The following is a 23,408-nucleotide window of genomic DNA, read 5'->3' as shown; positions in this document are numbered from 1 at the left end:
AAACACACCGCTGCGTCGGCGCATCACGGCTGGACCGTAAACGAAGGTGGTCTCAACCCGTCAACGCACCGCCTCGCTTAGCGATCTTGCTGGTCGCCCGGCGGGCTTGTCGAGCGACCGTCGCGGTACTTGGGCCGCTCAGCGGCGCAAGATGCCTCGCTTGGTCGCGGTAGCGACGGCGGCGCTTCGTGAGTCGACGTCGAGCTTGGCGTAGACGTGGGCCAGGTGGGTCTTGATGGTGGCTTGGCTGAGGAAGAGGCGTTGGCTGATCTGCTGGTTGGACAGTCCTTCGGCGACGAGCTGGAGCACCTCGAGCTCGCGGGGGCTGAGTCCGACTCCTGGAGCGCGGAGGCGTTCGAGCAGTCGTGTGGCGATCGCGGGTGCGAGGGCTGACCCGCCCGCTGCGGCGGTGCGGACAGCGGCCGCCAGCTCTTCGGGTGGTGCGTCCTTGAGCAGGTATCCGGAGGCGCCTGCGTCGATCGCGGCCATGACGTCCGCGTCGGAGTCGTAGGTGGTGAGGATGACCACCCGAGGCGCGCCGGGCGTCTGTGTGATCGCAGCGGTTGCTGCCGTGCCTCCCATGCCGGCTCCGAACTGCAGATCCATGAGCATGACGTCGGCGTCGCCGGCGGCGCAGCGCTGGACTGCCTGCTCGGCGGTGGAGCACTCCGCGACGACGACGAAGCCGGGCTCGGTCTGAAGCACCGCACGCAGGCCGGCTCGAACGACGGGGTGATCGTCGGCGATCACGATGCGGACCTCGGCCTCAGTCGTCATGACTGTTCACCGGACAGGGGCAGGGTCACGGCCACTGCGGTCCCGTGACCGGCCGCGGACTCGATGGCGAGAGTGCCGTGGAGCGCAGCCGCGCGTGCGCGCATCGCTGCCAGCCCGAAGCTGCGTGCGCTGTGGCCGTCGGACGCGTCGCGCGTGCCGTTCGGGGTGGGCATGGCGCCCCTGTACGCGCTGTCGAAGCCGCGTCCGTCGTCGACGGCGTCGAGGACGATCTCGGTGTCCATGTAGCTGAGCGTGAGGTGGATCTGGTGTGCGTCGGCGTGCTGGATCGCGTTCGCGACGGCTTGCTGGGCGACGCGTAGGAGGGCGACCTCGTGCCCGGTGGGCAGCGGGACGACTGTGCCGGAGACGGTGAGGTCCACGGGGATGCCGCTGCTGGCGGTGGTGCGCTGGCAGAGCTGTTCCAGGGCGTGGCGCAGCGAGCCGGACTCAAGGTCTGGTGGCGTCCAGTCGTGGACGAAGCGACGGGCCTCGGCCAGGTTCGCCACGGCTGCCTCGCGGGCGGTGACGACCTGCTGGCGAGCAGTGTCGGGGTCGGAGTGAATGGTGCGCTCGGCGGCCCGCAGGAGCAGCTGGATGCTGGACAGGCCCTGCGCCAGGGTGTCGTGGATCTCTCGGGCGAGGCGTTCTCGTTCGGCGAGGACGCCGGCGGCGCGCTCGGCGTGGGCGAGGTCGTTGCGGGTGGCGGTCAGCTCGGCGATCAGGAGCCGCCGCTGCTCGCTCTCGCGGTGCAGCGCCTCGTATCCGCGCACCGTGGCCACGACGACCGCGGCGCCGATGACCGGTCCCAGGACGCCGCCAATCTGCGGACCGTCAGCGTGCCAAGCGGACCCGCCGACCGCGACCAGGCTCGTCACGACCACCGCTGGTAGACCCCAGCGGCCGGCCAGGTGGAGCTCGAGGAAGAACAGTGGGAAGGCGAGCCACACGGCGTCCGGGGTCAGGATCACCAGCCAGAGCCAGGCGGCGAGCAGCACTGCCAGCCACACGGCGGCAGCGTGGGCGGACCGCTTGACCACCGGCATCAGCGCCCCGGCCGCGTAGATCCCGGCCGTCGCCGCAGCGGCCCACACGATGTCGAGGGAAGAGCTGCTGCCCGTCAGGCGCACGGCGCGCACGACCACGACCAGCAGGAGCACCCCAACCAAGGCGTGCAGGAACCCGCGCAGCGTACGCAGCGCGGGCGACAGCGAGGTCGGGTCCAGGGGGTTCACGTCCACTCAGCGTAGGTCGCGCTCGACCCGGGGCCATCGCTCAAAAGGTTGAGCTGACCCTCACCCCTGCGGCGTCGCAGGAGCCCTCTGGGGCGCGATGCGGTGGCCGCTCCGCGCGGCGCACGCTGAGGGAGACGACCTGCCGGTCGTCACCGCAGACAGAAGGGACGCGACGTGTTCGTCGCTTGGAGAGACCTGCGCTTCGCGCGGGGCCGGTTCACGCTCATGGGGGTGGTGATCATCCTGATCACCATGCTCGTCGTCATGCTCTCGGGCCTGACGGCCGGCTTGGGTAGGGAGAACACCTCAGCCGTTCTGGATTTGCCGGCCGACCACCTAGCCTTCGCTGCCCCGCTCGAGGACGGCGACGTGTCGTTCTCCGACTCCACCCTCGAGGCCGAGGCGTGGGAGCAGTGGGCGCAGGTCCCGGGTGTGGAGGCCGCCGAGCCGCTGGCGATCGTGACCACCCGCGTCGAGCACGAGGAGCGGACGGCCGCCGTGTCGGTCTTCGGGGTCCGCCCAGCTTCACCGCTGCTACCAGAGACAGACGCCGGCACGGCACTCGAGGCAGGGACCGTCGTGCTGTCGGCGGGCGCCGCCGAAGCGCTCGACGCCGAGGCCGGTGACACGGTCACCGCCGCGGGCCACGATCTGGTCGTCGGAGCGATCGCCGGGGAGGGCTCTTACAGCCACACCCCCGTGGTGTGGGCGGATCTCACCGACACCCAGCCGCTTCTGCGCGCTGACGACCCGAGCACGCAGGTCGCCACCGTCGTGGCCCTGATCGCCCCCGATATCGACGGCACGGACCTCGCCGCGGCCGACGAGCAATTCGGCACGAAGACCCTCCCACTGGGCGCCACCGCGTCGGCGATCGGGTCGTTCAGCGAGGAGAACGGCTCCCTGCAGCTCATGCGCGGGTTCCTGTTCGCGATCTCCGCGCTGGTCATCGGAGCGTTCTTCATGGTCTGGACGATCCAGCGCTCCGGCGACGTCGCGGTCCTCAAGGCGCTCGGCGCCTCCACCCGCTACCTCCTGCGGGACGCGCTCGGTCAAGCGGTGGTGCTGCTCGTCTTAGGGACCGCCCTGGGAACGGCCATCGCCGCCGGGCTCGGCGCGCTCGTCCAAGGCTCGGTGCCGTTCGTCCTGGACCCCGCCACCGTCCTGCTCCCGGCCGCCGTGATGGTCGTCCTCGGCGCCGCCGGCGCCGCCCTGTCCATCCGCCAGATCACCTCCGTCGACCCCCTGACCGCGCTTGGGAGTGCCCGATGAGCCTGCACCTGACCGACATCACCCTCACCTACCCCGACGGCGCGGGGCGCCTCGTCGCCCTGGACCACGTCACCTTGACCGTGCCCAGCGGGACGGTCACCGCCGTCGTCGGCCCGTCGGGGTCCGGCAAGTCCAGCCTCCTGGCCGTCGCCGCGACCCTGATCCGCCCCGACCAGGGCACGGTCACCGTCGCTGGCACCCCGACCGCGGACCTCGACCGCGACGCCCTCACTCGGCTGCGCCGGACCCTGATCGGCATCGTGTTCCAGCAGCCCAACCTGCTGGGATCACTGACTTCCGTCGAGCAGCTGCAGGTCATGGCTTACATCGACGGCACCACGCCGGCCGCGGCGCGAGACCGGGCCCGCGAGCTCCTCGTCGCAGTCGGGCTGGAGAAGGAGGCCGACCGCCGCCCGCATCAGCTCTCCGGCGGCCAGCGTCAGCGCGTCAACATCGCCCGGGCGCTGATGAACAACCCCGAGGTCCTCCTCGTCGACGAACCGACCAGCGCCCTGGACCACGAGCGCGGCGCCGCCGTCCTGGACCTGATCGCCACCCTGACCCGGGAACGAGGCACCGCCACCGTCCTGGTCACCCACGACCACGACCACCTCGAGACAGCGGACGCCGTCGTCGAGATGCGCGACGGCCGCGCATCCGCGGTCCTTGCCTCCGTTGGAGGCTGACCCCGGTGGAACGGCGCCCGGCCGGAGCCGGGGGACACGTCGGCGACCGCGAGTACGACGTGGCCTCCGGTGCGCTCGTCGTCCAGGTCGCCGCGAGCCACGGCACCGCGGGACTCCTCAAAGTCCTCTCGGTCCTCCACTCGCGCCGGGTCACCGTCCATCGCCTGCAGTACGAGCCGACGTCCCACGAGACGGCACAGATCACTCTGGAGTGCTCACTCGGGCCCACCACGCTGGAGACAGTGCGCCGGAGCGTCGCCAACGCTGTTCCGGTGCTGCGCGCGACGGCCCGGCCTCTGCCCAGCGCGCCCGCTCAACCGGTCAACGCGCAAAGTTCTTAGCTCTCCACCGTGACGCCCGGCGAGGTAGATCGCCCGCCGGCACGCTCGACGGCGCGGTAGATGGTGGAGCGGGAGACGGTGAACAGCGCGGCGAGTTCAGCGCTGGTGGTGCGCCGGTCGCCCGCACGATCGACCGCAGCGACTCCCCGGCGCGCCATCCCGCCCACACCCGATGCTCGACCGACTCCACCAGCGCCACCGCTCAACCTCCCGCACGAATCCTTCCCTGTGGTGCGTTGACGGGTTGAGACCGCCAAGATCAACGAGGTCACGATCGCCGGGGACGTCCGGCGAGGTGGGCCGACTGCTCGTCGACGGCATGTACGTCGAGGGCTCAGCCCCGCGGCGCGAGTGGGCTCATCTAGTGCCGATAACTTATCTTATGACATAAGGTACCCTGCGTATCTCAACAGATGCATCATCGCCCGCCACGGGCTGGCGCCTTCTATAGCAGCTTGCCATCGGCACGCTGACCTGCGGTTCGCTGCGGTGTGACGTCGTGCAGCGGTCGGCGGTGTGAGCGCGGCCCGGGACTTGATGACTGACGTTGCTGGTGTTGCGCGACGCGCTCACCTGCAAAGTTGCACTGTCGATGCATCTGTTGAACGATTGATGCATCTTTTGATACCGGGTTCTGGGGGTTCGGGTGGCGGTCGACGAGGCGGGTCGGGTGCGGCTGGTGGGCGCGGTCCCCCTGCTCCATCCGGAACAGCAGACGGTCGAGGAGATGCTGGACGGCTGGCGCAACCAGCAGCTGTCCCGGAACCTACAGTTCGGCACGATCGACCAGCGCATCCGCTACGTCCGACGCTTCATCGACCACGTCAACGAGTTCCCGTGGAGCTGGACGCCGGCGATGGTCGAGGAGTACTTCGCCGACCTGCGCTCGGTCCGGCGCCTGAGCCACTCCACGCTGCGGGGACAGCAGTCCGCGCTGCGGCACTTCACCTCCTACATCGCCAACCCGGACTACGGCTGGGACGGGATCTGCGAGCATCTCTTCGGCACCCACCCGGCCCAGGTCTTCTTCGAGTGGAACACCGCTCCCCACGTTCAGGAGTACGAGGGTCGCCCCAGCAAGCGCCCCTACACCCGGCAGGAGCTGCAGCGGCTGTTCGACCACGCCGACGACGAGGTCCAGCGCATCGCCGCCTCCGGGAGGAAGGGCTGGCAGCCGGCCTACCGCGACTCCGTCATGCTCAAGGTCGCCTACTCCTACGGCCTGCGGTTCAACGAGCTGCGCCACCTGCAGACGGTCGACTTCGCCACCAACCCTCACGCCCGGCGCTTCGGCCGTTTCGGGGTGTGCAAAGTTCGCTACGGCAAGTCCCGCCGAGCCTCCCCGCACAAGCCACGCAGCGTCCTGACCGTCTTCTCCTGGACTCCCGGCATCCTCGAGGACTGGTTGGCCAACGGCCGCGGCACCCTCGAGACGAACGACCTGTTCCCCAGCGAACGCGGTGGCCTGGTGTCGGAGTCGACGCTGATCCGGCGGCTGCGCCGCTACTGCGAGGAGCTCGACCTGCCCGACGGGCTCGACCTGCACTCCCTGCGGCGCTCCTACGCCACCCACCTGCTCGAGGACGGCTGGGACCCGATGTTCGTCCAGCACCAGATGGGCCACGAGCACGCCTCGACCACCGGGATCTACCAGTTCGTCAGCTCCGACTACCGCACGTCCACCCTCAAGGCCGCGCTGGACCGCACCGTCGGCGAGGCCGTCGGCACCCTGGTAGAACCCTCATGAGACGCACCGTCGACTACACCTGGCGCCTCGCCGAGCTGATGGCCGCCCGCGGCCTGCACAGCACCACAGACCTGATTCCCCTGCTCGCCGAACGCGGCGTCGAGCTCTCCCGCCCCCAGGTCTACCGGCTGGTCAACCAGCGTCCCGAACGCGTCTCACTGCAGTTCATCGCCGCGATCTGCGACATCTTCGGCTGCGGCCCCGAGGACCTCATCACCGTCACCGCCGCCGACGCCCGGAAGAGTAAGACCGCCGGCACCGCCCCGGCGCTGAACGTCGTTGACCTGAACCGGACGGCCCGGCCCCGCCGCGCCCGGGTGATCGACGATGACGACTGACCAGCCCGCCGGGCTCACGCCCCGGTCAACCACCCGAGGCCGGCCCCGCACCACCGGCGCAGTAATTTGCGCCCGCTGCCACCGCGCCGCCGGCAAGGCCCGCACCCGGTGGCCCGAGGGCCCCATCTGCGGGACCTGCTTCTACCGGGCCACCCGCACCCGCGGCACCTGCCCCACTTGCGGCGAGGACCGACTCCTCCCCGGTCCTCCCACCGAGAACGGTGCGCCGACCTGCGGACCTTGCGCCGGCATGGTCCAGGACTTTCACTGCACCCGGTGCGGACACGAGGGCGAGTTCTACCGCCGCGGCCGCATCTGCGCCCGCTGCGCCCTGCGCGAGGACCTCACCGCCGAGCTCGTCACCCGCGCGGCCGAGCCAGGCCCCATGCGACGGCTGGTCGACGCCCTCTGCGCCTCTGACAGACCGGAGAGCATCCTCGCCTGGAAACGCTCCCCCAACGTCCAGGCGCTCCTGCGTTCGCTCACCACCGGCGAGACGCCCATGACCCACGAGGGGCTCGACACCCTCGGCTACCGCCACCACGTCGAGCACCTCCGCGCCCTGCTCATCCACCACGGCCTGCTCGCCCGTCGCGACCCCTACCTCGCACGCTTCGAGACGTGGATCCGGGACAAGCTCGCCCCGCTGCCGCGGCACGTCGCGCAACCGGTCGAGCAATTCGCCACCTGGCACCACCTGAACCGCATCCGCGCCAAGGCCGCCGCCGGCAGCCCCACTCACGGACCGGTCCACGCGGCGAAGCAGCAGATCACCGAGACCATCAAGTTCCTGACCTGGCTCGACACGAGCCACCAGCGCACTGCGGGAACCTGCACCCAGCAGGACGTCGACGCCTACCTCGCCGCCGGGCCCACCACCCGCCACCTCATCCGAACATTCTTCGTCTTCACCCGGAGGACGCGCCTCAACACCGGCATCGAGATCGGCCACCGCACCGCGCAGACCAGTCCCACGCTCGCCCAGGACCAGCGGCTGGCCTGGCTGCAGGAGCTCATCACCGGAGACAGCCAGTCCCTGCCCTACCGCGCAGCCGGCGTCCTTCTACTCCTCTACGCCCAGCCCCTCGTCCGCGTCGCAGCGCTCCGCACCACCGACGTCGAGACACGCGACGACGGCCTCCACCTCCGCCTGGGCAAGCACCCCACACCGGTGCCCGCACCGTTCGCCGACCTGCTCGCCGCACACCTGAACAACCGGCCGAACCTCAACACCGGCGCCGGGCCCGACAGCCCGTGGCTCTTCCCCAGCACCCGCGCCGGACAGCACCTCCACCCCAACACGATCATGGACCGGATCCGTGACCTCGGCGTCAACCTCCGCGGCGCCCGCAACCGCGCCCTCGCCGACCTCGTCACCGAAGTTCCACCACCGCTCGTCGCCGACGCCCTCGGCTACAGCCACCAAATCACGTACAAACACGCGCGAGCCTCCGGCGAACCGTGGGCCCGCTACGCCGGGCGTGGCACTTGACCTTCGTCGAGCAAACTCCGGTCGCACCGGGGGCGGCAAGCAGACAATAATGTTTTCGACTTAATCGAGAGACTGGAGTCCGGCGCCATTCGTCGTCGCTACCACTGCAAACCGGCGCCTAATTACGCGGTCGTGTCGACAACAACTCGGGCCCCGGCCCGGCGCGCGCATTAAAATGTGTGCGAAATCAGGTCAGGATCGAAATGACGAGCACATCACGAAGGCTTGGACCAACCCCTTCGAGTGAATGAGCACGATGACCCTTCAACGCCGACCGTGACGTGGTCAAGTATGCCACCCGTCCACGACACCTTCCCGGAGAGTTCCATGCGACATGTCCTATCTCGTCGAGCAGCCGCGCTCGGCACCGCCCTTCTACTCACGTTGGGGGCTGCGCCCGCCAGCGCTGCCAGCGCCAGCACCGACGGCTCCTTGAGCGCCGCGTCAACGACACAGGCCTCAACTGCCGCCGCCACCATCACGCCCTGGACGACCTACGAGTGGCCCTTCAGCAGTCTCGCGACGTGTCAGGCTCGCGGGCGAACGGTCCTGTCCATCTACGGCGGCAGCCACCACGGGGCCATCCACTCGGTGCAGTGCAACAGCGGGACCGTACCCAACATGTGCGGAACGGTCATTCGCCTGCAGGTGAGGTACGTCAACAACCCGGGCGGACCGCTGGTCGCCGATCCGTCCTCCACCCTCAGCGCTGTTGCTGGTGACCGCCCGAACCCCGATTCGCTCGCGCTGGCCTGCTGACGTTGTGGACCTTCACCCGTGGGTTGTGCAGGCCGGCTCGCAGGCCGAGGTGACCGGTACGGTCGCCCAGCTCACCCGCGGGTACGGGGTCGTCGAGGACCTCTTCAGTGAGGTTCTCGGCGACCCCGGGCTCCACCCGGAAGGACCCTTTTCGGTAGCTGTGAGCGAAGACGCCCACGACGCTGGCCTGTGGCCGCGACTAGAAGGGCGACGAATCACGGTCACCGGGACCTGGGACGGCGCTATACTGGACACCGAGCAAGTCGCAAACGCTACGGCGGCCGCGCCGCCGGGCACCGTAACCCGAGCCGACTCCACGCCCCCTTTGACCCTGCCGGCTGCTCCCCTTCACGGAGACCACGAGCAAGATCTCCGCAGAGCAGAACTTGCTCTGTGGAATGACGGCACTCTGGTTTCGCGGCTCGAAGCGCCTTCTCGCAAACTCGTGTACGCCGCACACGACGTCGCGCGCGCGACTCGCATCCTGCACCCACTCCTGGGCGAGCATCTGGAGGTCGTGCCGAGCCGATGGGACAAACGGATCTTCGACCATAGAGACGCCGCGGTCCGCACGGCCGAGAAACAGGGCCTCTTGATTTACGTCGGCGAGTCGGTGCGGCCTGACGGCTACCGCCGCTGTTTCGTTGGGCTGAGATACGTCACCGACGAAATCGCCGACCTTCTTGCCGTCGTTCCGGACGAGCTGGTCAGCGTGCATGCCCTCCTCACCCCGGCAGGCCGCCCTCTGCCTCCCCGGCCTGAGGACCTGTAGCTCGCTGCGGACGCCGGTCGCCAGGGCGCGGCGCGGGTCGAGTTCGAGTACAGCCGGCGTCGGAACGTCTGACCCCCACTTCGCCGACTACAAAGTCGGCCGCGCTTTCATTGAGGGCCCGGCCCCACGACCAGACCGCAACAGATCGGCCTGGCGGCCTGGCGGCCTGGCTCAACGCGAACTCGCCGCAGTTTGATACGCAGACGTGCCAGTACGCTTGGGGCGCGTCGCTCGGTCTTTGCCTACCGCGAGTCGCAACTGTGGCCGGGCCGTCTCGCCGCCGCTCGCGAACATCGTGACGCTTGGCTGAACGGCTCGCGGCGCGAGTTGGGCTTCGCCACCCTGGTTCTGCAAGACGTCGTAGCCGTGCTCGACTAAACCGGCAACGCATGATCCGCCAGACCCGCATCACGATCGTCAGTTGGGATCCCGTTACGGCGACGGTTACCCCGGTCTCGGGGTCACCCGACACGGTGACACGCCGAGATACGGATGGCGCTGCTTGCGGATGCCTCGGGTAAGGATGGATTGTGTCCGCAGCAACTCACTGTCAGCCCGCAAGAGACAAGGACGACCTGATGGCCGACAAGAAGAACGTGCACACCGTTCCGACCGATGACGGGTGGGCGAACCGTCGCGAGGGCGGGAAGCGTGCATCCAGCACGCACGCCACCAAGGCTGAGGCGCAGGCCGCGGGCCGCGACGCGGCGAAGAAGGATGGCGTTGAGCACCTGATCCACAAGAAGGACGGCACCATCGGGGATCGGAACTCATACGGCAACGACCCGCACCCGCCGAAGGGATGACCGTCTGTAGGGGGTCCAGCGACAGGCGCCGCACCGTCTAAAGCGAGCAGCCGTGCCTCCGCGCGCCGCTAGGTTCCTTGACGTGCCCTCGTCGTCGATCCCGAAGCGCGCCGCAGCTCTCGTGCTGGCACTACTCTCGCTGGCCGGCTGCTCCAGCGACCCAGAGCCCGCCGAGGCTCCGGCGGCCACCGCGAACGCCACCACAGCGGCTCTGCCGCCCGAGGAGCTGTACGTGCAGACGGTGCGCCAGTCCAGCTACGTCGACGACGTCACCGACGAGACCCTGCTGATGGCCGGCGAAGAGACCTGCGGCGCGCTCGACCGCGGCGTCGAACCGCTGGAGGTTCTCGCCCTCGCCACGGAGACCGACCTCGAGGCCGGCAGCGTCATCTTCGGCACCGCGGTGGGCATTCTGTGCCGGGAGCACCTCGAAGCCGCCCAGGAGCTGGCCGAACAGCTCGGCGGGTAACCCGGCTGACACAGGCCCGACCCGGTGCCTTGTCGACCGTGCTCGATGTGGGTGCCGCGGGGCACCATCGGCAGCCATGGCCACACAGGAGATGCGTCGCTGCGCCGGCCCGTGCCGACGTCACACCCTTCACCGTCTGCGCCGATCGCGGTTCGGCGATCGCTGGGTCTGCGCCGACTGCGGTAAGCACCGTGACATCGGCATCAAGCAACCGCGATCCACCAAGCGCACGTAAGGGTGCACCGACCAGCGCGCCGCTCTGAGCCGGCAGCATCGCGTCCCCTTGCTCTCTGAGCACCCTGAGCACCCCTCGCCGACTTACTCCGTTCGGGTGAGCACCGTGGGTGGGCGATGGAACGCTGCCGACCATGAGAGGTAGCGAGATAATCGAGCTGGCGGCTGATGTACTGCCTCGACGGGTAGTGCGCACCGTCGGCTCGGCAACGCTCATCGTGCTGGTGGTCACTGGCACGGCCGACGACTTCGCGAGGTGGTTCGTTCTCGACCGTGCCGCGGCAGTTCAAGAGGCCGTCGTCACCCCGATGCTTGAGCGGCTCATGACCGCATCCGTGCCCGCCGACACGCACTAGACGCCTTGCCCCGGACGTCAGGCAGGTCGGTCGCTTGCGAGAGCATGACCCGGCTCAGTCCCGCGCGGGACGGGAGCTGGTCGAGGTCTTGCGCGCCGCGTTGAAGTTAGGGCTCGAACCCGCAGCACCTGGTGACGGGATGATCGCGCACCGTCATGCGGTGAGTCATCAGCGACCGAGGTCCTGGCTGCGGCCGCTGGTCCTGCTGACCCCGCGCACGACCCGAGCGCGCGCTGCCGGGTGGCTCGAGCGCATCGCCTCTGCGGTCGAGGTCGGGAAGTTCTGGGCTGTCTCTTCGACCGTCTGCCGGATCTCCGCGCTGCCGGTCAGGTCCGGGGCCGGCGCACGGGCATCCGCGACGTCGAGCGCGTCGTTGCCCGATCGCTCAGCCTCGCCTGACGAGCCCGCCCCAGCACGGTCGCGGTTCACCGCGGCGTCCTGCGCCGCGACGCGGTCCTGGTCGGCGGGAGCGTTGGCGAGGACGTCGTCGACGTCGCCGCGGGCGCGCTCGCCCGTGGCCTGCTGCTCCTTCTCAGCGTCCGCCTCGGGCTCTCTGCGTCCACCCTGCTCCGTCCCGGCGCCGGCAACGAACCGCCCCAGCACGTACTCGGCGAAGTCCCTCCGCGCGGGGTCCTGACGCACCTCGGCCAGCGGGTCGTTCTCGCGCAGCGGGCCCACGAACTTCAGTCCGCCGGCGAGGACGTGGTCGACGTCGACGCCGCGGTGCTCGAGCATCCCTTCCTTGAACTTCTCCAGCGCGACCGCGGCCTGAGCGTCGTGGCCTCGCCACTGATAGGCCGCGGCGAAGGTCTGCGCGACCCGCTGAGGGCTCGCCTTCTCCCAGAACGACGGGTCACCGACCTGACTGTGGAACGCTCGCGCGACGTCGCGGTCCGCGACAAAACGGCGCTCATGACTGTCCCGCCCCGTGCGCTGCCGCTCGAGCGCGACGCGGTCGCGCTCCGCACTCACCCGCGCCCCGCGCTCGGCGATCTGCCCTGCAGCCATCACGCCAGTGCGGACCATCCGGTCCACATCGCCCAGCATCTCGTCCTCTTCGTTGACGCTCATCGTCGCTCTCCCCCGTGGTGCGGTGCTGTGCGTTCGGCCGTGCTCATAGCTCGTGGTCCTCGCGCCGTCGGTCGCGTCGCGGGGTGCCGGTGGTGCGTCCCGGTGGCGCTGCGCTGGGGTTGGTACCCGAGGGCCGGCCCGGTCCCACGCCAGGCGCGTCGGGGAACCCCTGTCGCGCGGCGCGCGCTGCTGCGTCGACCGCGGTGTCGTCCTCCGCGCCGGGACTGCTGCCGCGCTGCGCCGGCGCCTGCACAGCCGGTGCCACGACGGTGTCGGCGGCGTGCTCGTCGACGTGCGCGCCCGGCGCCTTGCCGGCGGCGACGAGCTCGCGGCGCACGGTGACCAGGTCCATCCCGGTCCGGGTGCTCAGTCGGGCGCCGGCAACGAGCTCACCACGTGCGGTGTGGGCGTCCTGCACCGCCTGGGTGACGCGGTCGAGCTGGCGCATCACGGCGAACCACCCAGCGGCCGCGTTCGGCGACGCGGCCCGCGCCATCATGGCCGCGTTGCGTGCGAACAGCCCCGGCTCGGGGTTGGCGCCGCGCTGGTCCTTGTCCGGCTGGGCGGACCGCGCCAGGGACTCCGACGCGCGCGCCAACGCCCCCGGCCGATTGCCCTCCGTCTGCAGCGACCACCGCGCGAACACGAAACTCGCCTCGCGCGCGGCGGCCTGCCACGCGACCCGGTCGACCTGGTCGACCTTCGCCAACCGGGCCGTGAGCGCGCTTAGCTGCGCCGCCGCCTCCGGGGGCATCGCGCGCATCGACGTCCACTTCGACGCACCCGTCGGCGCCGTCGCGGTGGTGGCGTGCCGCCACACCGCGACCGCGTCCTGCCCCGCCGCGTCCGACCCATCCGGTGCTGCTCCCCACCGGGCGCGCAGCTGCCCCAAACCAAGGACCCGGTCGATCTTCGACGGTGCCCGCCACACCGGCCGCTCCCCCGGCGCCGGCGGCATCGCCACCGCGTACCCGCGCACCTGGTCGGTGCTCTGCGGTGCGTACCGGGGACGCACCAGCACACCGGCGAGCCGCACCGACCGCACGTACTCGGCCTCCGACGTCGACACCGCCGCAGCCGACCGCAGCCGCCGCGCGAGCGCCGCGGTGTCCCGCTCAGTCGCACCGGTGCGCTGCGCGCGCGCCGCCTCTGCCTGGCTGTACCCGGGCAGGCCGTTCTCGGCGGCGCGGTCCTTCACACGCCGAAGACCGTGCCGCGCCTCGATCGCGTCGACGACGGTGCGCGAGCGCTTGTAGTCGTTGTAGACCGACGCACGCGTGCCGTCCGCGCGGACCAGGTTCACCGCCAGGTGGACGTGGTCCCCACCGTTCCTCGTCGCGCCGTGATGCACCGCGATCCACTGGCACTGCGCACGCCCCGACGCCGCGGTCGCCGGGCCAGCGAAGTCCATCGCGTCGACGTACTCGGCAGCGATGGTCGCCCACGCCTCGTCGGTCAGCTTCCCCTCCGTCGGGTCCAGCGACAACGACACGTGGAACACGTGCTCACCGCGCGCGACCCCGCGGACCTTCTCGTCCTTCTCCGACGACAGCGGCAACCCCTGCTCGCGCCGCACCCGGCGCCAGTCACCGTCGAGGATGATCGACAGCTCCCCGTTCTTACCCGGCCCCCACTCCGTGCCGGCGTACTCCTGCGCGAGCGTCCCCGACGACCCGACCAGGTGCGGGTTGGTGTGCTCGTTCGCCCGCCCCGGCCCGGTCAGGTAGCGCACCAAGCTGTGCATGTTGCTGCCTTTGATGACCTTGCTGATCACGACGCGCCACCGTCCCCGGTGCCGGGGCCGTCATGCTCGACCCCGGCCTCCCACTCCTCGTCGTCATCGGCGTCGACGTCGACCGCACCGTCTGTGTCCGCGCTCGTCGGCGCGACACGGGACGTGAGCGCGTCGATGCGCTCCACGACGCGGTGCACCGCGTCCGCGGCGGCGCGCAACTGCGCGACCGTCACCGCCGGCGCCGGGTCCCCCGCAGCATGGGCGTTCGCCTGACGCGCCAGCTGGTTGACGTTCGCTGCCAGGCCGACCAGCACCCGGCGTGCGGCGGCGAGCTCCTCGCGCAGCTGCTCGTACCGCGCAGCCGCGTCCGTGCCACCGGTCACGACGGCGCGCATGAACAACGCCGGCACGCTGATCTTCTGCTGCCGCGCCAACGCCGTGACGTACGCCTTCTCCTCGGCGTTCATCTTCACCACCGTGCGCAGCGTCCGACCGCCCGGCTCGGTGATGTTGCGACGGCGCGCGCCGCGGCGCGCAACAGCGGTGGCGTCCTGCGCGATGCGGTCCTCACCGCTCATCGCCACGCCTCCGTCCCTGCCGTCTGTCAGCGCCGCGAGACGCTCACCGCCTGTCAGCCCAGTGCAACGACCACGCACCCGCGTGGACCACACACAGTGTGGCCTCCCTTGGGTCCGGCGCGCCAGCGCCGGACGCGGTTAGGGCACCTAACCGTATAACTTGCTCTGCTGTAGCAAGCACAGCGCCGACCCTGGCTGCTCCGCATGGAGCCGCGATACATTCGGGCTATGAAGAACGCGACAAACCTCGACCGGGCCGCCGTCCGGCAGGCCGCTCAGGCAGCACTCGACACCCGGCTCGCCGCCCTCGACACGGCCGTCGACGCCGCCAACCGCGTGAGCGACCTGGCCGCACAGCTCGAGGAAGCGGAAAGCGCGGCAAGCCGCGCCGTCCTCGATGCGCAGCGAGTCGGGTGGAGCACCGAAGAACTCCGCACCTTCGGAATCACCGCCCCCACGTCGACGACGCGGCGCAAGCGCGGCGCCGCACCGCGCGGCCGCGCCCGGCGCACAGCCGACGGCCCGCAGGACTCCCCCGCACCCAGCACGCCCGACGCCACCGCGCGCTGACCCGGTCCACGCCCGGCGTCATCACACCAAGCGCCTCGCCCACCTGTGGACGGCGCCGTGCTCCGCAACGGCCGGCCCCGCCCACAGCTGGACGACGGGACCCCACCGGCGCCCGCACCCAACCGGCGCGCGTCGCCGCCCGTAGGGACGTCGCGCGCGTCCGCGCCGGCCGTGCACGGTCTCGCGGTAAGCGCGGTCACCACCTCGGCGTCCCAGTCCTCCGAGCCGAGCGCGTCAAGGCTGTCTAGCGCAGAGCGCCCCGGGAGCGATGGCGGCCGAGGTGACGCCTCCCGGACGTGGTCCTTAACTCACCGGTTCCCCTGTACGGGGAAAGTTCACCTGATTGGGCCTGAACGGCGCAGCCGTCCCTGTGCTGGGATCCGGCCATGCTGCCCGCCGCGACAACGACAGATGCGCCGATCGTCGACGGACTGAGCGACGGCCATTCACACCGGCGCCGCGTGCACGCGGAAACCACCAGCGCGCAGGTTTTCGCCCGCGACACCCGCCTGCCACCCGGCTCCCCGCTAGTCCACCTTGAACGCGGGCAAGCCGACGCCGTTCGCGGCGCGGTGCGCGCCGGGTACCTGGTGTGCCCGATCGCTGACTGCCCCGACCCGTCGTTCGTCGTGCGCGGTAAGACCCGGCGCGACCACTTCGCCCACCGGCCCGGCGCCGTCAGGCACGCCCCGGAGACCATCGCCCACCACACCGCCAAGAACCTGATCGGCGCGTGGCTGCGCACCGAGCTGCCCGGCGCTGTCGTCCACGTCGACGACCAGGACATCGAGAACGGCCAGCGTCCCGACGTCCTGCTGACCCTGCTCGGCGGGCGCCGTGTCGCCTACGAGGTCCAGTTCGCCCACCTGACCCCCGACGAGTGGCAGCGCCGCCACGACGGCTACGCCGCCGCCGCATCCGCGACGTGTGGCTGTTCGGCGGTCACCGGTACGACCACCCCCCACGAGCCAAGCACCGGTCAGACGACGAAGTTCATCTGCACTCGGTCTTCGCGTCCGTGCTGGCGACCGGGCACCCGATGCTCTTGATCGACCCTGCGGATCAGACCGTCGCTCTGGGCACCGGCCCAGGAGTCGAGGAGCACCTGGCCGCTCGAGGCGTCGAGCCGCCCACCGGGCGGCACCACGCGCACGTGCACCAGCGCTGGGACTTGGACCACCTGCGAGCACCCGGCGGGGTCATCGACGTGCCCGGCACCCGCCGTCAGCTGGAGCAGGCAGCCGCCGACCACGCCGGCTGGGTCAGGCGGGCCGCGGCCCGCCGCGCCGAGCAGGCCGCTGCCGAGCAGGCCTTCGCCGAAGCGCAAGCTCGCCGCGAGCTCGTGCTTGCCGCCGCCCGTGACCTCGCCGCACGCATGGCGGAACGCGAGCTGCAGTGGGCCGCCGAGCGGGCCGCTGCCGAGGCGGCGTACGGACCGCTGCCGAGCGTGGTCGACGCCACTGGCACCGAAGCCGAGCTGACGCTAGGGACCGCGCCGTCCCAGTGGCGATGGCGGGTCCTGCACGCGCTCTGCGAGCAGGGCACCAAGCAGACAGACGTCCGCACGCTCGTGCACCTGATGGAGCCCACCAGCTTCACCGGACAGGACGCACATGACTTACTCAGTCCCTACCTGCGGACGCTGCGGCGCGCCGGGTGGGTGTGGTTCTGGGGTGTGCACGCTCCAGGCAAAGAACGGGTGCATCCCCTGACCCGAGTCGGGCAGCGGCCCGCGGCCGAACCCACCGCCAAGGCGCTGCAGCCGCGCGGACGATCCGGGCGGGTCAAGGGCCCGCCACCGCACGCTCACTCCCCCACTCCCGCCCGCGTTGGCGCGACAACGGCATCCTCGACCACGAGGGGCACCCCGGCACTGATGGTGCGACTGCATGCCGCAGCCTCCCGGCAGACGCCACACCACACGTCCCGGCAGCCGTCCCTGCTGCCCGCACCAACCCCGCCGGCCCCGCTCAGGCGGCGGAACGACGTCATCGACCAACACCCCGAGTACGCACAGTGGGCCGCAGCCCGCGACTGGAGCCGACTGCAGGCGACCGTCGAACATCGGCTACTCGACGACGCCCGGCTCGTGGTGTACCTGGCATGCCACCTGTCACAGTCCGGGCCCGTGCACACGCTCCACCTGACCGACGTCAGCGACGACGACTTCGACACGGTCCTGGCCGCGCTGCAACGCGCGGGCTACCTCGACGTCGAGGAGTACGCCGCTGGCCACCGCAGGTGGCGCGCCCGCTGAGCCGCGAGCACCTGATCGCTCACCGTCGAGGGCTACGGACAGCCCGGGCGGACTCCAGTAAGAAGGGGCGGGCAGGCAGGCGCGGATTCGCGCGCCGGGCCCTGACGGCACCCAGGCGGATCAGCACGAGGGATCGACGCATCTGACGCTCCGAGTCGTCGGGCTCGGTGTCCTGGCTGGTTACGTCTGGATCGGTCCCCTGCCTCTGGCTCACGGTGTCATTGCCTTGCGCAGTGCGGCGCCGGCGGCATCGAGGGTGTAGCCGAGGCGGTGCGCGGTGATGGCGTAGGTGCTTGCTGCATCGGCCAGCTCCTTGGCGCGGTCCTTGTCGTGTCCGTCGGTCTGCTCACGGTCGTCCGTCGGAGCGACCGTGGTGCCCTTCTTCCCGGCGGTGACGACTTTCCCTTCTCGCTCCAGCTCGCGGTAGGCGCGTGCCACGGCGCCGTTGGACAGCCCGAGATGACCCGCGAGGTGGCGGATCGGCGGTAGCCGCGTGCCCTCAGGCAGCGCCCCCGTCAGCACCAGTCGCGTGATCTGCGAGCGGATCTGCTCGTAGTGCGGGACCGGGCTGCGGGTATCAACCTCGATCTCCACTGCCCTCACACCTTCTCGGCCGGGGCGTGCCCGAACTGACGGGCGGCGGCGGTCCAGAAGGGGTTCGTCTGGGACGCCGCGACCACCACCAGCCCGACGATGATTACGACGAGCGCTAGGTCGCCGGCCGTGTCGATTCAGTACCCGAAAACTCGGTGTCAACACACGCGCTGACGCGATCGCTGTGGCCCGCCGCTACCTGTAAGCGCCCCCCTGAGCCGCCGATCTGCTGCTCACGGCTGGGCGGTCTCGACACGCGCGACCACCCTCCGCGGCGGGAGCCGCAACTAGGGCGTGTCACTCGCCGGCACGCCGACCCGAGCCCCCGGCTCCTGCGACGACGGCCTAGCCTCGATGGCTGAGATGCTGCGCGGGGTCGTCGCCCGCACAGCAGGACCGCTCAGATGGTTGTCTCGGCCTGGAATCCGCCGTCGAGACCCGGGTAGATGTTCCACACCCGAAGGTCCTTGCCGCCCTTGCCACTCTTCTCATGCAGCCGGACCACGCCGTCGCGGTCGGTGCCCTCACCCTCGATCACGTAGGGCGTGCCGTTCTTGTCGATCACAATAGACACCGTGCCCAACAGATCGGTCAGATCGCGCACCGGCTCGCCGTCCACGGCACTCACCGGGTACGGAACGCCGGAAACGACAGGTTCGGGCGTGCTGGCGAACGTCATGGTGAGCCTCCTTGCGGGCGTCGGCAGCCGCTGAGCCGCGGCGGCGCCCCGCACGCGGCCGCGGCGCCACAACTGTGCCACGACTACGGCCGCGAAGCGCCCATGCCGGTGCAACGCTGCCCGCCCCCCGCTCCTCTGCCCGCAAACCACCGGTTGCGGAGTCCGCTCAGTGACGCCAGTGAGATCGGCACCCGAGGCTAGTGACACCCTCGGCGGTGAGGGTCAGTCCCTTGCGCCCCCCACAAGCGCAACCTGCACCGAGATGGTGGACTGGCACGACGGTGGCCGCGAAATCACCGATCTGTCAACCGGGCCGTCACCACCGCCGACCTGCACGACAAGCCAGGGCGGTGGCACCCGCCCCACCGAATAACCATGGACCCCTACAGCTGGGAGGTAGACGCCATGAAGTTCGACAAGTCTCAGATCCTCGAGTTGCTGCGTAGCCGAGGTGACCAGGGCGCCGCCGAAAAGGCAGACGCCGAGTTGCCCGACCAGGTCGACACCGACCAGCACGCCGGGCTGCTTTCCAAGCTCGGCCTGGACCCGCAGGACCTCATCGCCAAGCTCACCGGCGGCGCCGGTGGCCTCGGCGGCATGGGTGGCAAGCTCGGGCTGTAGCCCAGGCCCTCACGACAACCCGTCACCCTCACCGAAGGAGATCCTCGTGGCCGACACGACCCGCGTCACCGACGACAGCATCAAGGTCCGCCAGCTCAGCCACTACCAGTTCAGCTTCCGAGCCGGCGACGCCGGCTCGGCCGGCACCTGGTACCTGCAGCTGGTGCTGGACCAGGGCGCCTGGGAAGAGATCATCACCCTCACCGCCGACGACGCCGACAACCTCCAGGACGTGCTGCGCTCCACCGAGACCGTGTACTACGACATCGAGCGGCGCCTGTTCATGTTCGGCGTCACCAAGCCGGGCACCTGATCCGGACGCGCACCACCAAGTGAGGGAGGCGGGGCAAGAGCCCCGCCTCCCTCACGCGTCGATCGCTCACGCACACCTGCCGCCCAGCACAGTTCCCCCGCGACGCTGATCCGGATCGAACCCGATCACCACCGCGTCGTCGGCGACGTAGGCGGAGCCGAAGACCAGCTCGAACGCCTCGTGGGCCCGACCGGTGCTCGCCTGCCTGGTACCGCTCGCGACCGTGCTCATCCCTTCAACCCGCTCGTCGCGATGCCCGCGATGAAGTACCGCTGACCGAGCAGGAAGATGATCGCAATCGGCAGGACCGACAGGACCGACAGGACCGACCCGGTCATGATCAGCGCGTACTCGGCGTTGTACTGCCCGATGAAGCTCTTCAGACCGATCTGGATGGTCCACAGCTCGGGCCTGCGCAGGTAGATCAGCGGGCCGAGGTAGTCGTTCCACACGAACACGAACGTGAGCAGCGTCACCGCGCGACGCTCCCGCTCGTGCATCTTCTGCATGCCGACCTCAGCTCCGTGAACCACACTCAGCGGGACCCGGACCGGAAACACTCCATACGGAAGCCACACCAAACCCTCCGGTGGGCAAGCCGCAACACGAGCGACCCCGTCCGGGGCTACCACCCGAGATTGACCGGCCAACTCAGACCCGGTCAGCGCACCGGGCCACGATTCGCCGTCTCCGTGACCGCCACCGAACGGCAGCCGCCGCGCCGGACCAGGCCGAGGACTTCACCGACGACGTGCGCGCGCAGGCCGATGAGGTCGCTGACACCGCCAGCTCCGCTGCGTGGTGGGGCTTCTTCGGCATGCTGCTCGGCGCCGCAATCGCGGCCGTGACCGGCATGCTCGGCGCCCGCAGCGTGGCGACTCGCGAGGAGAAGCTGGTCGCCACCCGCTGATTGCTCGCTCTCGTGCGAAGGCATCCCTCGGGCCGCCAAGCCCCAGGGATGCCTTCGTTCCAGGAGGCTCTGCGCGCGGACCCGACACCGACGACTGCCCCCCGTGGGATGGGGGCAGCCGTCAACGGTGGCATGGTGGCCGCGCGACGAACCCGGTCACGACCGGGCGCCTGTCCGCGCGGAGACGGCGTCAGAGCCCGGGCGTGGTCCCGCCACGCGTGCCGGTGTCACCCTCGAGCTCGATCTGCTCCTTGCGGACGGACTCGGTGACGGTCTCCTGCTCGGTCACGACGTCCGTCTCCAGACGCACGCGCTCGACCGGGACGGCCTCCTTGGCGACCACGGGGCGCTCCTCGGTCAGGATCACCTCGTGCTCCTCCTCGCTGATCGCCGGCCCGTCCAGGGCGTCGCCGACGTTGGCGTCGGTGATCGGCTCACGCTCGAGGCGGACCTCCTCGCGGGTGACCGGCACGGTCACCGTCTGCTGCGCGGTCACGACGTACTTGCGCAGCCGGGCGCGGCCGGTCTGCACCTTCTCGGTGCCGACGTGGAGGCGCTCCTCGGAGCGGGTCATCGCGCTGTCCGTGGTGGGGCCGGACGTGTCATGGCCGACGGTGCCGTGGGCGTTGACGTCCTGGGTGGTGTCGTGCGTGCCCGTCGTCGTGGTGGTGTCGTCGGAGCCGGTCGTGTAGTCCAGGCCGTAGTAGCGGTAGAGTTCGACCTCCTCGGACTGGGTCAGGTGACCGTTGGAGTCCTCCACCCGCGGGGCGCCCTTGACCTTGGACTTGTCGTAGGGCACCACGATCTGGTCCCCGTTGACGGAGGCCTGGTTCAACGGGATGAATGACTCCCCCGTGCCGAACAGCCCGGTCGTGACCGTGACCCACTCCGGGTTGCCAGTCTGGTCGTCCAGGAACACCTGACTGACCTTGCCGATCTTGTCCCCGCCGTTGCCGACAACCGTGCCACCGGTAGTGAGCAGGTTCTGGATCTCGCCCGTGCTGATCATGGTGCTTCCTCCACTGAGTCGGGAACTGACGTCTTCACCACGGCAACGTAGGCCGCACCACGACGACCTGCGACCGCAGAGCAGCGCGCAGAGGCCGCCACTGACCTCCCTGTCTTCGTCTGTGAGCCGCGGCGTGCCCCCGGGGACCAGGCACAGACCAGGAGGCTCCAAGCGAGCCGACGGTTCAGCTCAGTCGCGCTGCTCAGCGGCTCAGGCCTCGTGTTCTCAACGTGTCGCCCGCACCGAGCGCCAGCGGAAGCCTCCAGTGACGCTCACGCCGAGCATTTCGAGAACGTAGCGACTCATCGCCTCTGTAGCCTCCGGACACGGTGACGGACGACGTGATGTCAGCATGGACGTGTCGCCCATGGCCCACCGTGAGCTTGGCGTGCCCTTATTGCGGTTCCTGCCCTGGTGACGATCCGGTTGGACGCCGTTCCTCGCGACGCAGTCTGCCCGGCTATCCACCCGGCGCCGGGAGGGCTGCACGCCCCAGCACTGCCACAACTCCGGGGTCACTTGGACGCCGGCCGTAGCGACGACCTACATGCTCGTGGTGGCTGGGGCGCGGACGGTGGGCCGACGCGCCCGGTTGATCCGCGAGCTGACCCGATCGTCCAAGCCGTTGTGGGAGTGGTAGCTACGGAGCCGTCATGGGGTCCACCGGGTGCGTCATCCACTGAGTTGAGGCCGCGCTCGGACTAAATCGTCGCGTCGCGGCTACCACGACGGCGCAGACGAGAGCCGTGAGCGTCGGCTGCGTGAGATGGTGAGCAAGCCGTGGACCTCGAACCCACCCACCTGGTGGACCTCGAACCCACCCACCTGGTGGACCTCGAACCTCCATCTGGGTGGCCCCGATGCGATCCATCGAGACCACCTTCGGTCTAGCGGCTGGGGGAAGGGCAGGACCGTGGACCATCCGCAGCCGACCACCCGGTTCGATCTGTCCGACGACTACGGCCATGTTTCCGTGCTGCGCCACGGTGGTCGAATCCGTGTGCTGTTCGCCGGGGAGATCGACCACCGGCTGCTAGACCGGTTCCCTCAGGTCGTCACCGCCGTGCGCGAGGCCCGTGAACCGGTGGATGTCGACTGCAGCGAGGTGAGTTTCTTCGGGGCAGCCGGACTTCGCATGCTGTTCGAGCTCAAGCACGCGGCAGCAGACAAGCGACTGGCGACTCTTGCCACGAACGACCGGGTCGAACTCGTCCTCCAAGCGCTCGACACGAGCGATCTGACGCTCGCGTACTGATGACCGGGCCGGCGCGCCACGACCGACGCCCGCGCCGCCGGTCGCGGGGCCGCTTCGGCAGGCGCACCCTTGGTCCAGCCCACCCCTCTGCGGAACTGGACCCCATGCCACTCACGCTCGAACCTCTTGCCAGTTCCGTGCGCGTCGGCCGCCACTGGGTGCTCGACCAGGCATCGACCGCCCGCGTTCCGCAGACCGCTCTGCCTGTGATCGAGCTGCTCGCCGGCGAAATCCTCACCAACGCGATCCTCCACGGGTCTTTAGGACAACCGGTCACCATCAAGGCGTGCCTCAGTGACGACCTCTTCGGGGTGGCAGTCCTCGACCGGTCCCCCGATCACCCACTGCTACTGCAACCCGACACCACCGCCCCAGGCGGCCGTGGGATCATGCTCATCGACATGCTGGCCACCGAGTGGGGCTGCCACGTACTCGATTCCCACGGCAAGTCGGTGTGGTTCCAACTCGCCGTTAACGTTCAGATGCGCCTCGGCCAGCCATGACGGATTCCCTGCGCTGCCTCTGACGCCCAGAC

At 70.0% G+C, this 23,408-nt stretch carries 29 protein-coding genes; 19 read left to right on the top strand and 10 right to left on the bottom strand.

Features of this window, described 5'->3' with window-relative positions; genetic code table 11:
- Window positions 1-138 precede the first annotated feature (138 nt).
- Together Q0840_RS16395 and Q0840_RS16390 are read right to left on the bottom strand one after the other, a co-directional pair.
- On the bottom strand, window positions 139-777 hold the full coding sequence (locus tag Q0840_RS16395) for a response regulator transcription factor (protein ID WP_298461392.1): 639 nt from the start codon (window positions 775-777) through the stop codon (window positions 139-141).
- On the bottom strand, window positions 774-2,009 hold the full coding sequence (locus tag Q0840_RS16390) for a sensor histidine kinase (protein WP_298461391.1): 1,236 nt from the start codon (window positions 2,007-2,009) through the stop codon (window positions 774-776). The genes Q0840_RS16395 and Q0840_RS16390 overlap by 4 nt, the downstream gene beginning before the upstream one ends.
- Before the next feature lie 174 nt (window positions 2,010-2,183).
- On the opposite strand from Q0840_RS16390, the gene Q0840_RS16385 reads away from it, so the two are divergent.
- The 11 genes from Q0840_RS16385 (at window position 2,184) to Q0840_RS16335 (ending at window position 11,281) form a co-directional block, all read left to right on the top strand.
- Window positions 2,184-3,281, top strand: coding sequence for an FtsX-like permease family protein (locus Q0840_RS16385; protein WP_298461388.1), 1,098 nt, complete (start codon window positions 2,184-2,186; stop codon window positions 3,279-3,281).
- The gene (locus Q0840_RS16380; protein ID WP_298461386.1) at window positions 3,278-3,967 is read left to right on the top strand and encodes an ABC transporter ATP-binding protein; all 690 of its coding nucleotides are present in this window, start codon (window positions 3,278-3,280) and stop codon (window positions 3,965-3,967) included. Before Q0840_RS16385 ends, Q0840_RS16380 begins: the two co-directional genes overlap by 4 nt.
- A 5-nt stretch (window positions 3,968-3,972) precedes the next feature.
- Window positions 3,973-4,308, top strand: coding sequence for a hypothetical protein (locus tag Q0840_RS16375; protein WP_298461383.1), 336 nt, complete (start codon window positions 3,973-3,975; stop codon window positions 4,306-4,308).
- A gap of 646 nt (window positions 4,309-4,954) precedes the next feature.
- Window positions 4,955-6,055, top strand: a complete 1,101-nt coding sequence (locus tag Q0840_RS16370; protein WP_298461381.1) for a site-specific integrase — start codon at window positions 4,955-4,957, stop codon at window positions 6,053-6,055.
- Entirely contained in the window at window positions 6,052-6,393 is a 342-nt protein-coding gene (locus Q0840_RS16365) for a helix-turn-helix transcriptional regulator (RefSeq protein ID WP_298461378.1), read from the top strand. The genes Q0840_RS16370 and Q0840_RS16365 overlap by 4 nt, the downstream gene beginning before the upstream one ends.
- A 250-nt stretch (window positions 6,394-6,643) precedes the next feature.
- Window positions 6,644-7,885, top strand: a complete 1,242-nt coding sequence (locus tag Q0840_RS16360) for a recombinase XerD (RefSeq protein WP_298461375.1) — start codon at window positions 6,644-6,646, stop codon at window positions 7,883-7,885.
- A 291-nt stretch (window positions 7,886-8,176) separates the two neighbouring features.
- Entirely contained in the window at window positions 8,177-8,644 is a 468-nt protein-coding gene (locus tag Q0840_RS16355) for a hypothetical protein (protein ID WP_298461372.1), read from the top strand.
- A gap of 4 nt (window positions 8,645-8,648) precedes the next feature.
- A complete protein-coding gene (locus Q0840_RS16350; RefSeq protein WP_298461369.1) occupies window positions 8,649-9,416 on the top strand; it encodes a hypothetical protein in 768 nt (255 codons plus the stop codon).
- A gap of 578 nt (window positions 9,417-9,994) precedes the next feature.
- Complete coding sequence (locus Q0840_RS16345) at window positions 9,995-10,222, top strand: DUF2188 domain-containing protein (protein WP_298461367.1); 228 nt, start codon at window positions 9,995-9,997, stop codon at window positions 10,220-10,222.
- 82 nt (window positions 10,223-10,304) lie between these two features.
- Window positions 10,305-10,691 carry a DUF732 domain-containing protein gene (locus Q0840_RS16340; RefSeq protein ID WP_298461364.1) on the top strand — a complete coding sequence of 129 codons (387 nt, stop codon included), beginning with the start codon at window positions 10,305-10,307 and terminating at the stop codon, window positions 10,689-10,691.
- 368 nt (window positions 10,692-11,059) lie between these two features.
- Complete coding sequence (locus Q0840_RS16335) at window positions 11,060-11,281, top strand: hypothetical protein (protein ID WP_298461361.1); 222 nt, start codon at window positions 11,060-11,062, stop codon at window positions 11,279-11,281.
- A 168-nt stretch (window positions 11,282-11,449) separates the two neighbouring features.
- On the opposite strand, the gene Q0840_RS16330 is transcribed toward Q0840_RS16335, so the two are convergent.
- From Q0840_RS16330 to mobC, 3 genes are read right to left on the bottom strand one after another with little or no spacing between them, the layout of a single operon-like run.
- Window positions 11,450-12,352, bottom strand: coding sequence for a hypothetical protein (locus tag Q0840_RS16330; protein ID WP_298461358.1), 903 nt, complete (start codon window positions 12,350-12,352; stop codon window positions 11,450-11,452).
- Between the two features lie 43 nt (window positions 12,353-12,395).
- Window positions 12,396-14,126 (bottom strand): relaxase/mobilization nuclease domain-containing protein, encoded by a 1,731-nt coding sequence (locus Q0840_RS16325; protein WP_298461355.1) that lies wholly within the window; start codon window positions 14,124-14,126, stop codon window positions 12,396-12,398.
- A complete protein-coding gene (mobC, locus tag Q0840_RS16320) occupies window positions 14,123-14,665 on the bottom strand; it encodes a plasmid mobilization relaxosome protein MobC (protein ID WP_298461351.1) in 543 nt (180 codons plus the stop codon). The genes Q0840_RS16325 and mobC overlap by 4 nt, the downstream gene beginning before the upstream one ends.
- Before the next feature lie 228 nt (window positions 14,666-14,893).
- Between mobC and Q0840_RS16315 the strand changes: the two genes are divergently transcribed.
- From Q0840_RS16315 to Q0840_RS16305, 3 genes are all read left to right on the top strand, one after another.
- Complete coding sequence (locus tag Q0840_RS16315) at window positions 14,894-15,235, top strand: hypothetical protein (protein ID WP_298461348.1); 342 nt, start codon at window positions 14,894-14,896, stop codon at window positions 15,233-15,235.
- A 386-nt stretch (window positions 15,236-15,621) separates the two neighbouring features.
- Complete coding sequence (locus tag Q0840_RS16310) at window positions 15,622-16,284, top strand: competence protein CoiA family protein (protein WP_298461345.1); 663 nt, start codon at window positions 15,622-15,624, stop codon at window positions 16,282-16,284.
- A complete protein-coding gene (locus Q0840_RS16305) occupies window positions 16,275-17,492 on the top strand; it encodes a hypothetical protein (RefSeq protein WP_298461342.1) in 1,218 nt (405 codons plus the stop codon). Before Q0840_RS16310 ends, Q0840_RS16305 begins: the two co-directional genes overlap by 10 nt.
- Before the next feature lie 210 nt (window positions 17,493-17,702).
- Here Q0840_RS16305 and Q0840_RS16300 read toward each other — a convergent pair whose 3' ends face one another.
- Both Q0840_RS16300 and Q0840_RS16295 read right to left on the bottom strand, forming a co-directional pair.
- Complete coding sequence (locus tag Q0840_RS16300) at window positions 17,703-18,086, bottom strand: GntR family transcriptional regulator (RefSeq protein ID WP_298461339.1); 384 nt, start codon at window positions 18,084-18,086, stop codon at window positions 17,703-17,705.
- A 400-nt stretch (window positions 18,087-18,486) separates the two neighbouring features.
- A complete protein-coding gene (locus Q0840_RS16295) occupies window positions 18,487-18,765 on the bottom strand; it encodes a hypothetical protein (RefSeq protein ID WP_298461336.1) in 279 nt (92 codons plus the stop codon).
- 405 nt (window positions 18,766-19,170) lie between these two features.
- Here Q0840_RS16295 and Q0840_RS16290 point away from each other — a divergent pair, with 405 nt between their 5' ends.
- Window positions 19,171-19,386, top strand: a complete 216-nt coding sequence (locus Q0840_RS16290; RefSeq protein WP_298461333.1) for a hypothetical protein — start codon at window positions 19,171-19,173, stop codon at window positions 19,384-19,386.
- Between the two features lie 46 nt (window positions 19,387-19,432).
- Entirely contained in the window at window positions 19,433-19,699 is a 267-nt protein-coding gene (locus tag Q0840_RS16285; protein WP_298461330.1) for a hypothetical protein, read from the top strand.
- 66 nt (window positions 19,700-19,765) lie between these two features.
- On the opposite strand, the gene Q0840_RS16280 is transcribed toward Q0840_RS16285, so the two are convergent.
- Together Q0840_RS16280 and Q0840_RS16275 are read right to left on the bottom strand one after the other, a co-directional pair.
- Window positions 19,766-19,930 (bottom strand): hypothetical protein, encoded by a 165-nt coding sequence (locus tag Q0840_RS16280; protein WP_298461327.1) that lies wholly within the window; start codon window positions 19,928-19,930, stop codon window positions 19,766-19,768.
- Window positions 19,927-20,208: a hypothetical protein gene (locus Q0840_RS16275; protein WP_298461324.1), complete on the bottom strand. Its 282-nt coding sequence runs from the start codon at window positions 20,206-20,208 to the stop codon at window positions 19,927-19,929. The genes Q0840_RS16280 and Q0840_RS16275 overlap by 4 nt, the downstream gene beginning before the upstream one ends.
- Before the next feature lie 242 nt (window positions 20,209-20,450).
- Between Q0840_RS16275 and Q0840_RS16270 the strand changes: the two genes are divergently transcribed.
- Complete coding sequence (locus Q0840_RS16270) at window positions 20,451-20,609, top strand: hypothetical protein (protein WP_298461321.1); 159 nt, start codon at window positions 20,451-20,453, stop codon at window positions 20,607-20,609.
- Window positions 20,610-20,799: 190 nt separating this feature from the next.
- Here Q0840_RS16270 and Q0840_RS16265 read toward each other — a convergent pair whose 3' ends face one another.
- Window positions 20,800-21,618, bottom strand: coding sequence for a PRC and DUF2382 domain-containing protein (locus Q0840_RS16265; RefSeq protein ID WP_298461318.1), 819 nt, complete (start codon window positions 21,616-21,618; stop codon window positions 20,800-20,802).
- A 913-nt stretch (window positions 21,619-22,531) separates the two neighbouring features.
- Here Q0840_RS16265 and Q0840_RS16260 point away from each other — a divergent pair.
- On the top strand, window positions 22,532-22,873 hold the full coding sequence (locus Q0840_RS16260) for an STAS domain-containing protein (protein ID WP_298461315.1): 342 nt from the start codon (window positions 22,532-22,534) through the stop codon (window positions 22,871-22,873).
- A gap of 104 nt (window positions 22,874-22,977) precedes the next feature.
- A complete protein-coding gene (locus tag Q0840_RS16255; RefSeq protein WP_298461312.1) occupies window positions 22,978-23,376 on the top strand; it encodes an ATP-binding protein in 399 nt (132 codons plus the stop codon).
- Window positions 23,377-23,408 lie beyond the last annotated feature (32 nt).

Origin of the sequence: uncultured Cellulomonas sp. (assembly GCF_947494015.1) — a bacterium.
Classification (GTDB): Bacteria; Actinomycetota; Actinomycetes; order Actinomycetales; family Cellulomonadaceae; genus Pengzhenrongella.
Note: the sequence above shows the minus strand (reverse complement) of the source record. Positions and strands in the feature narration are given on the sequence as shown.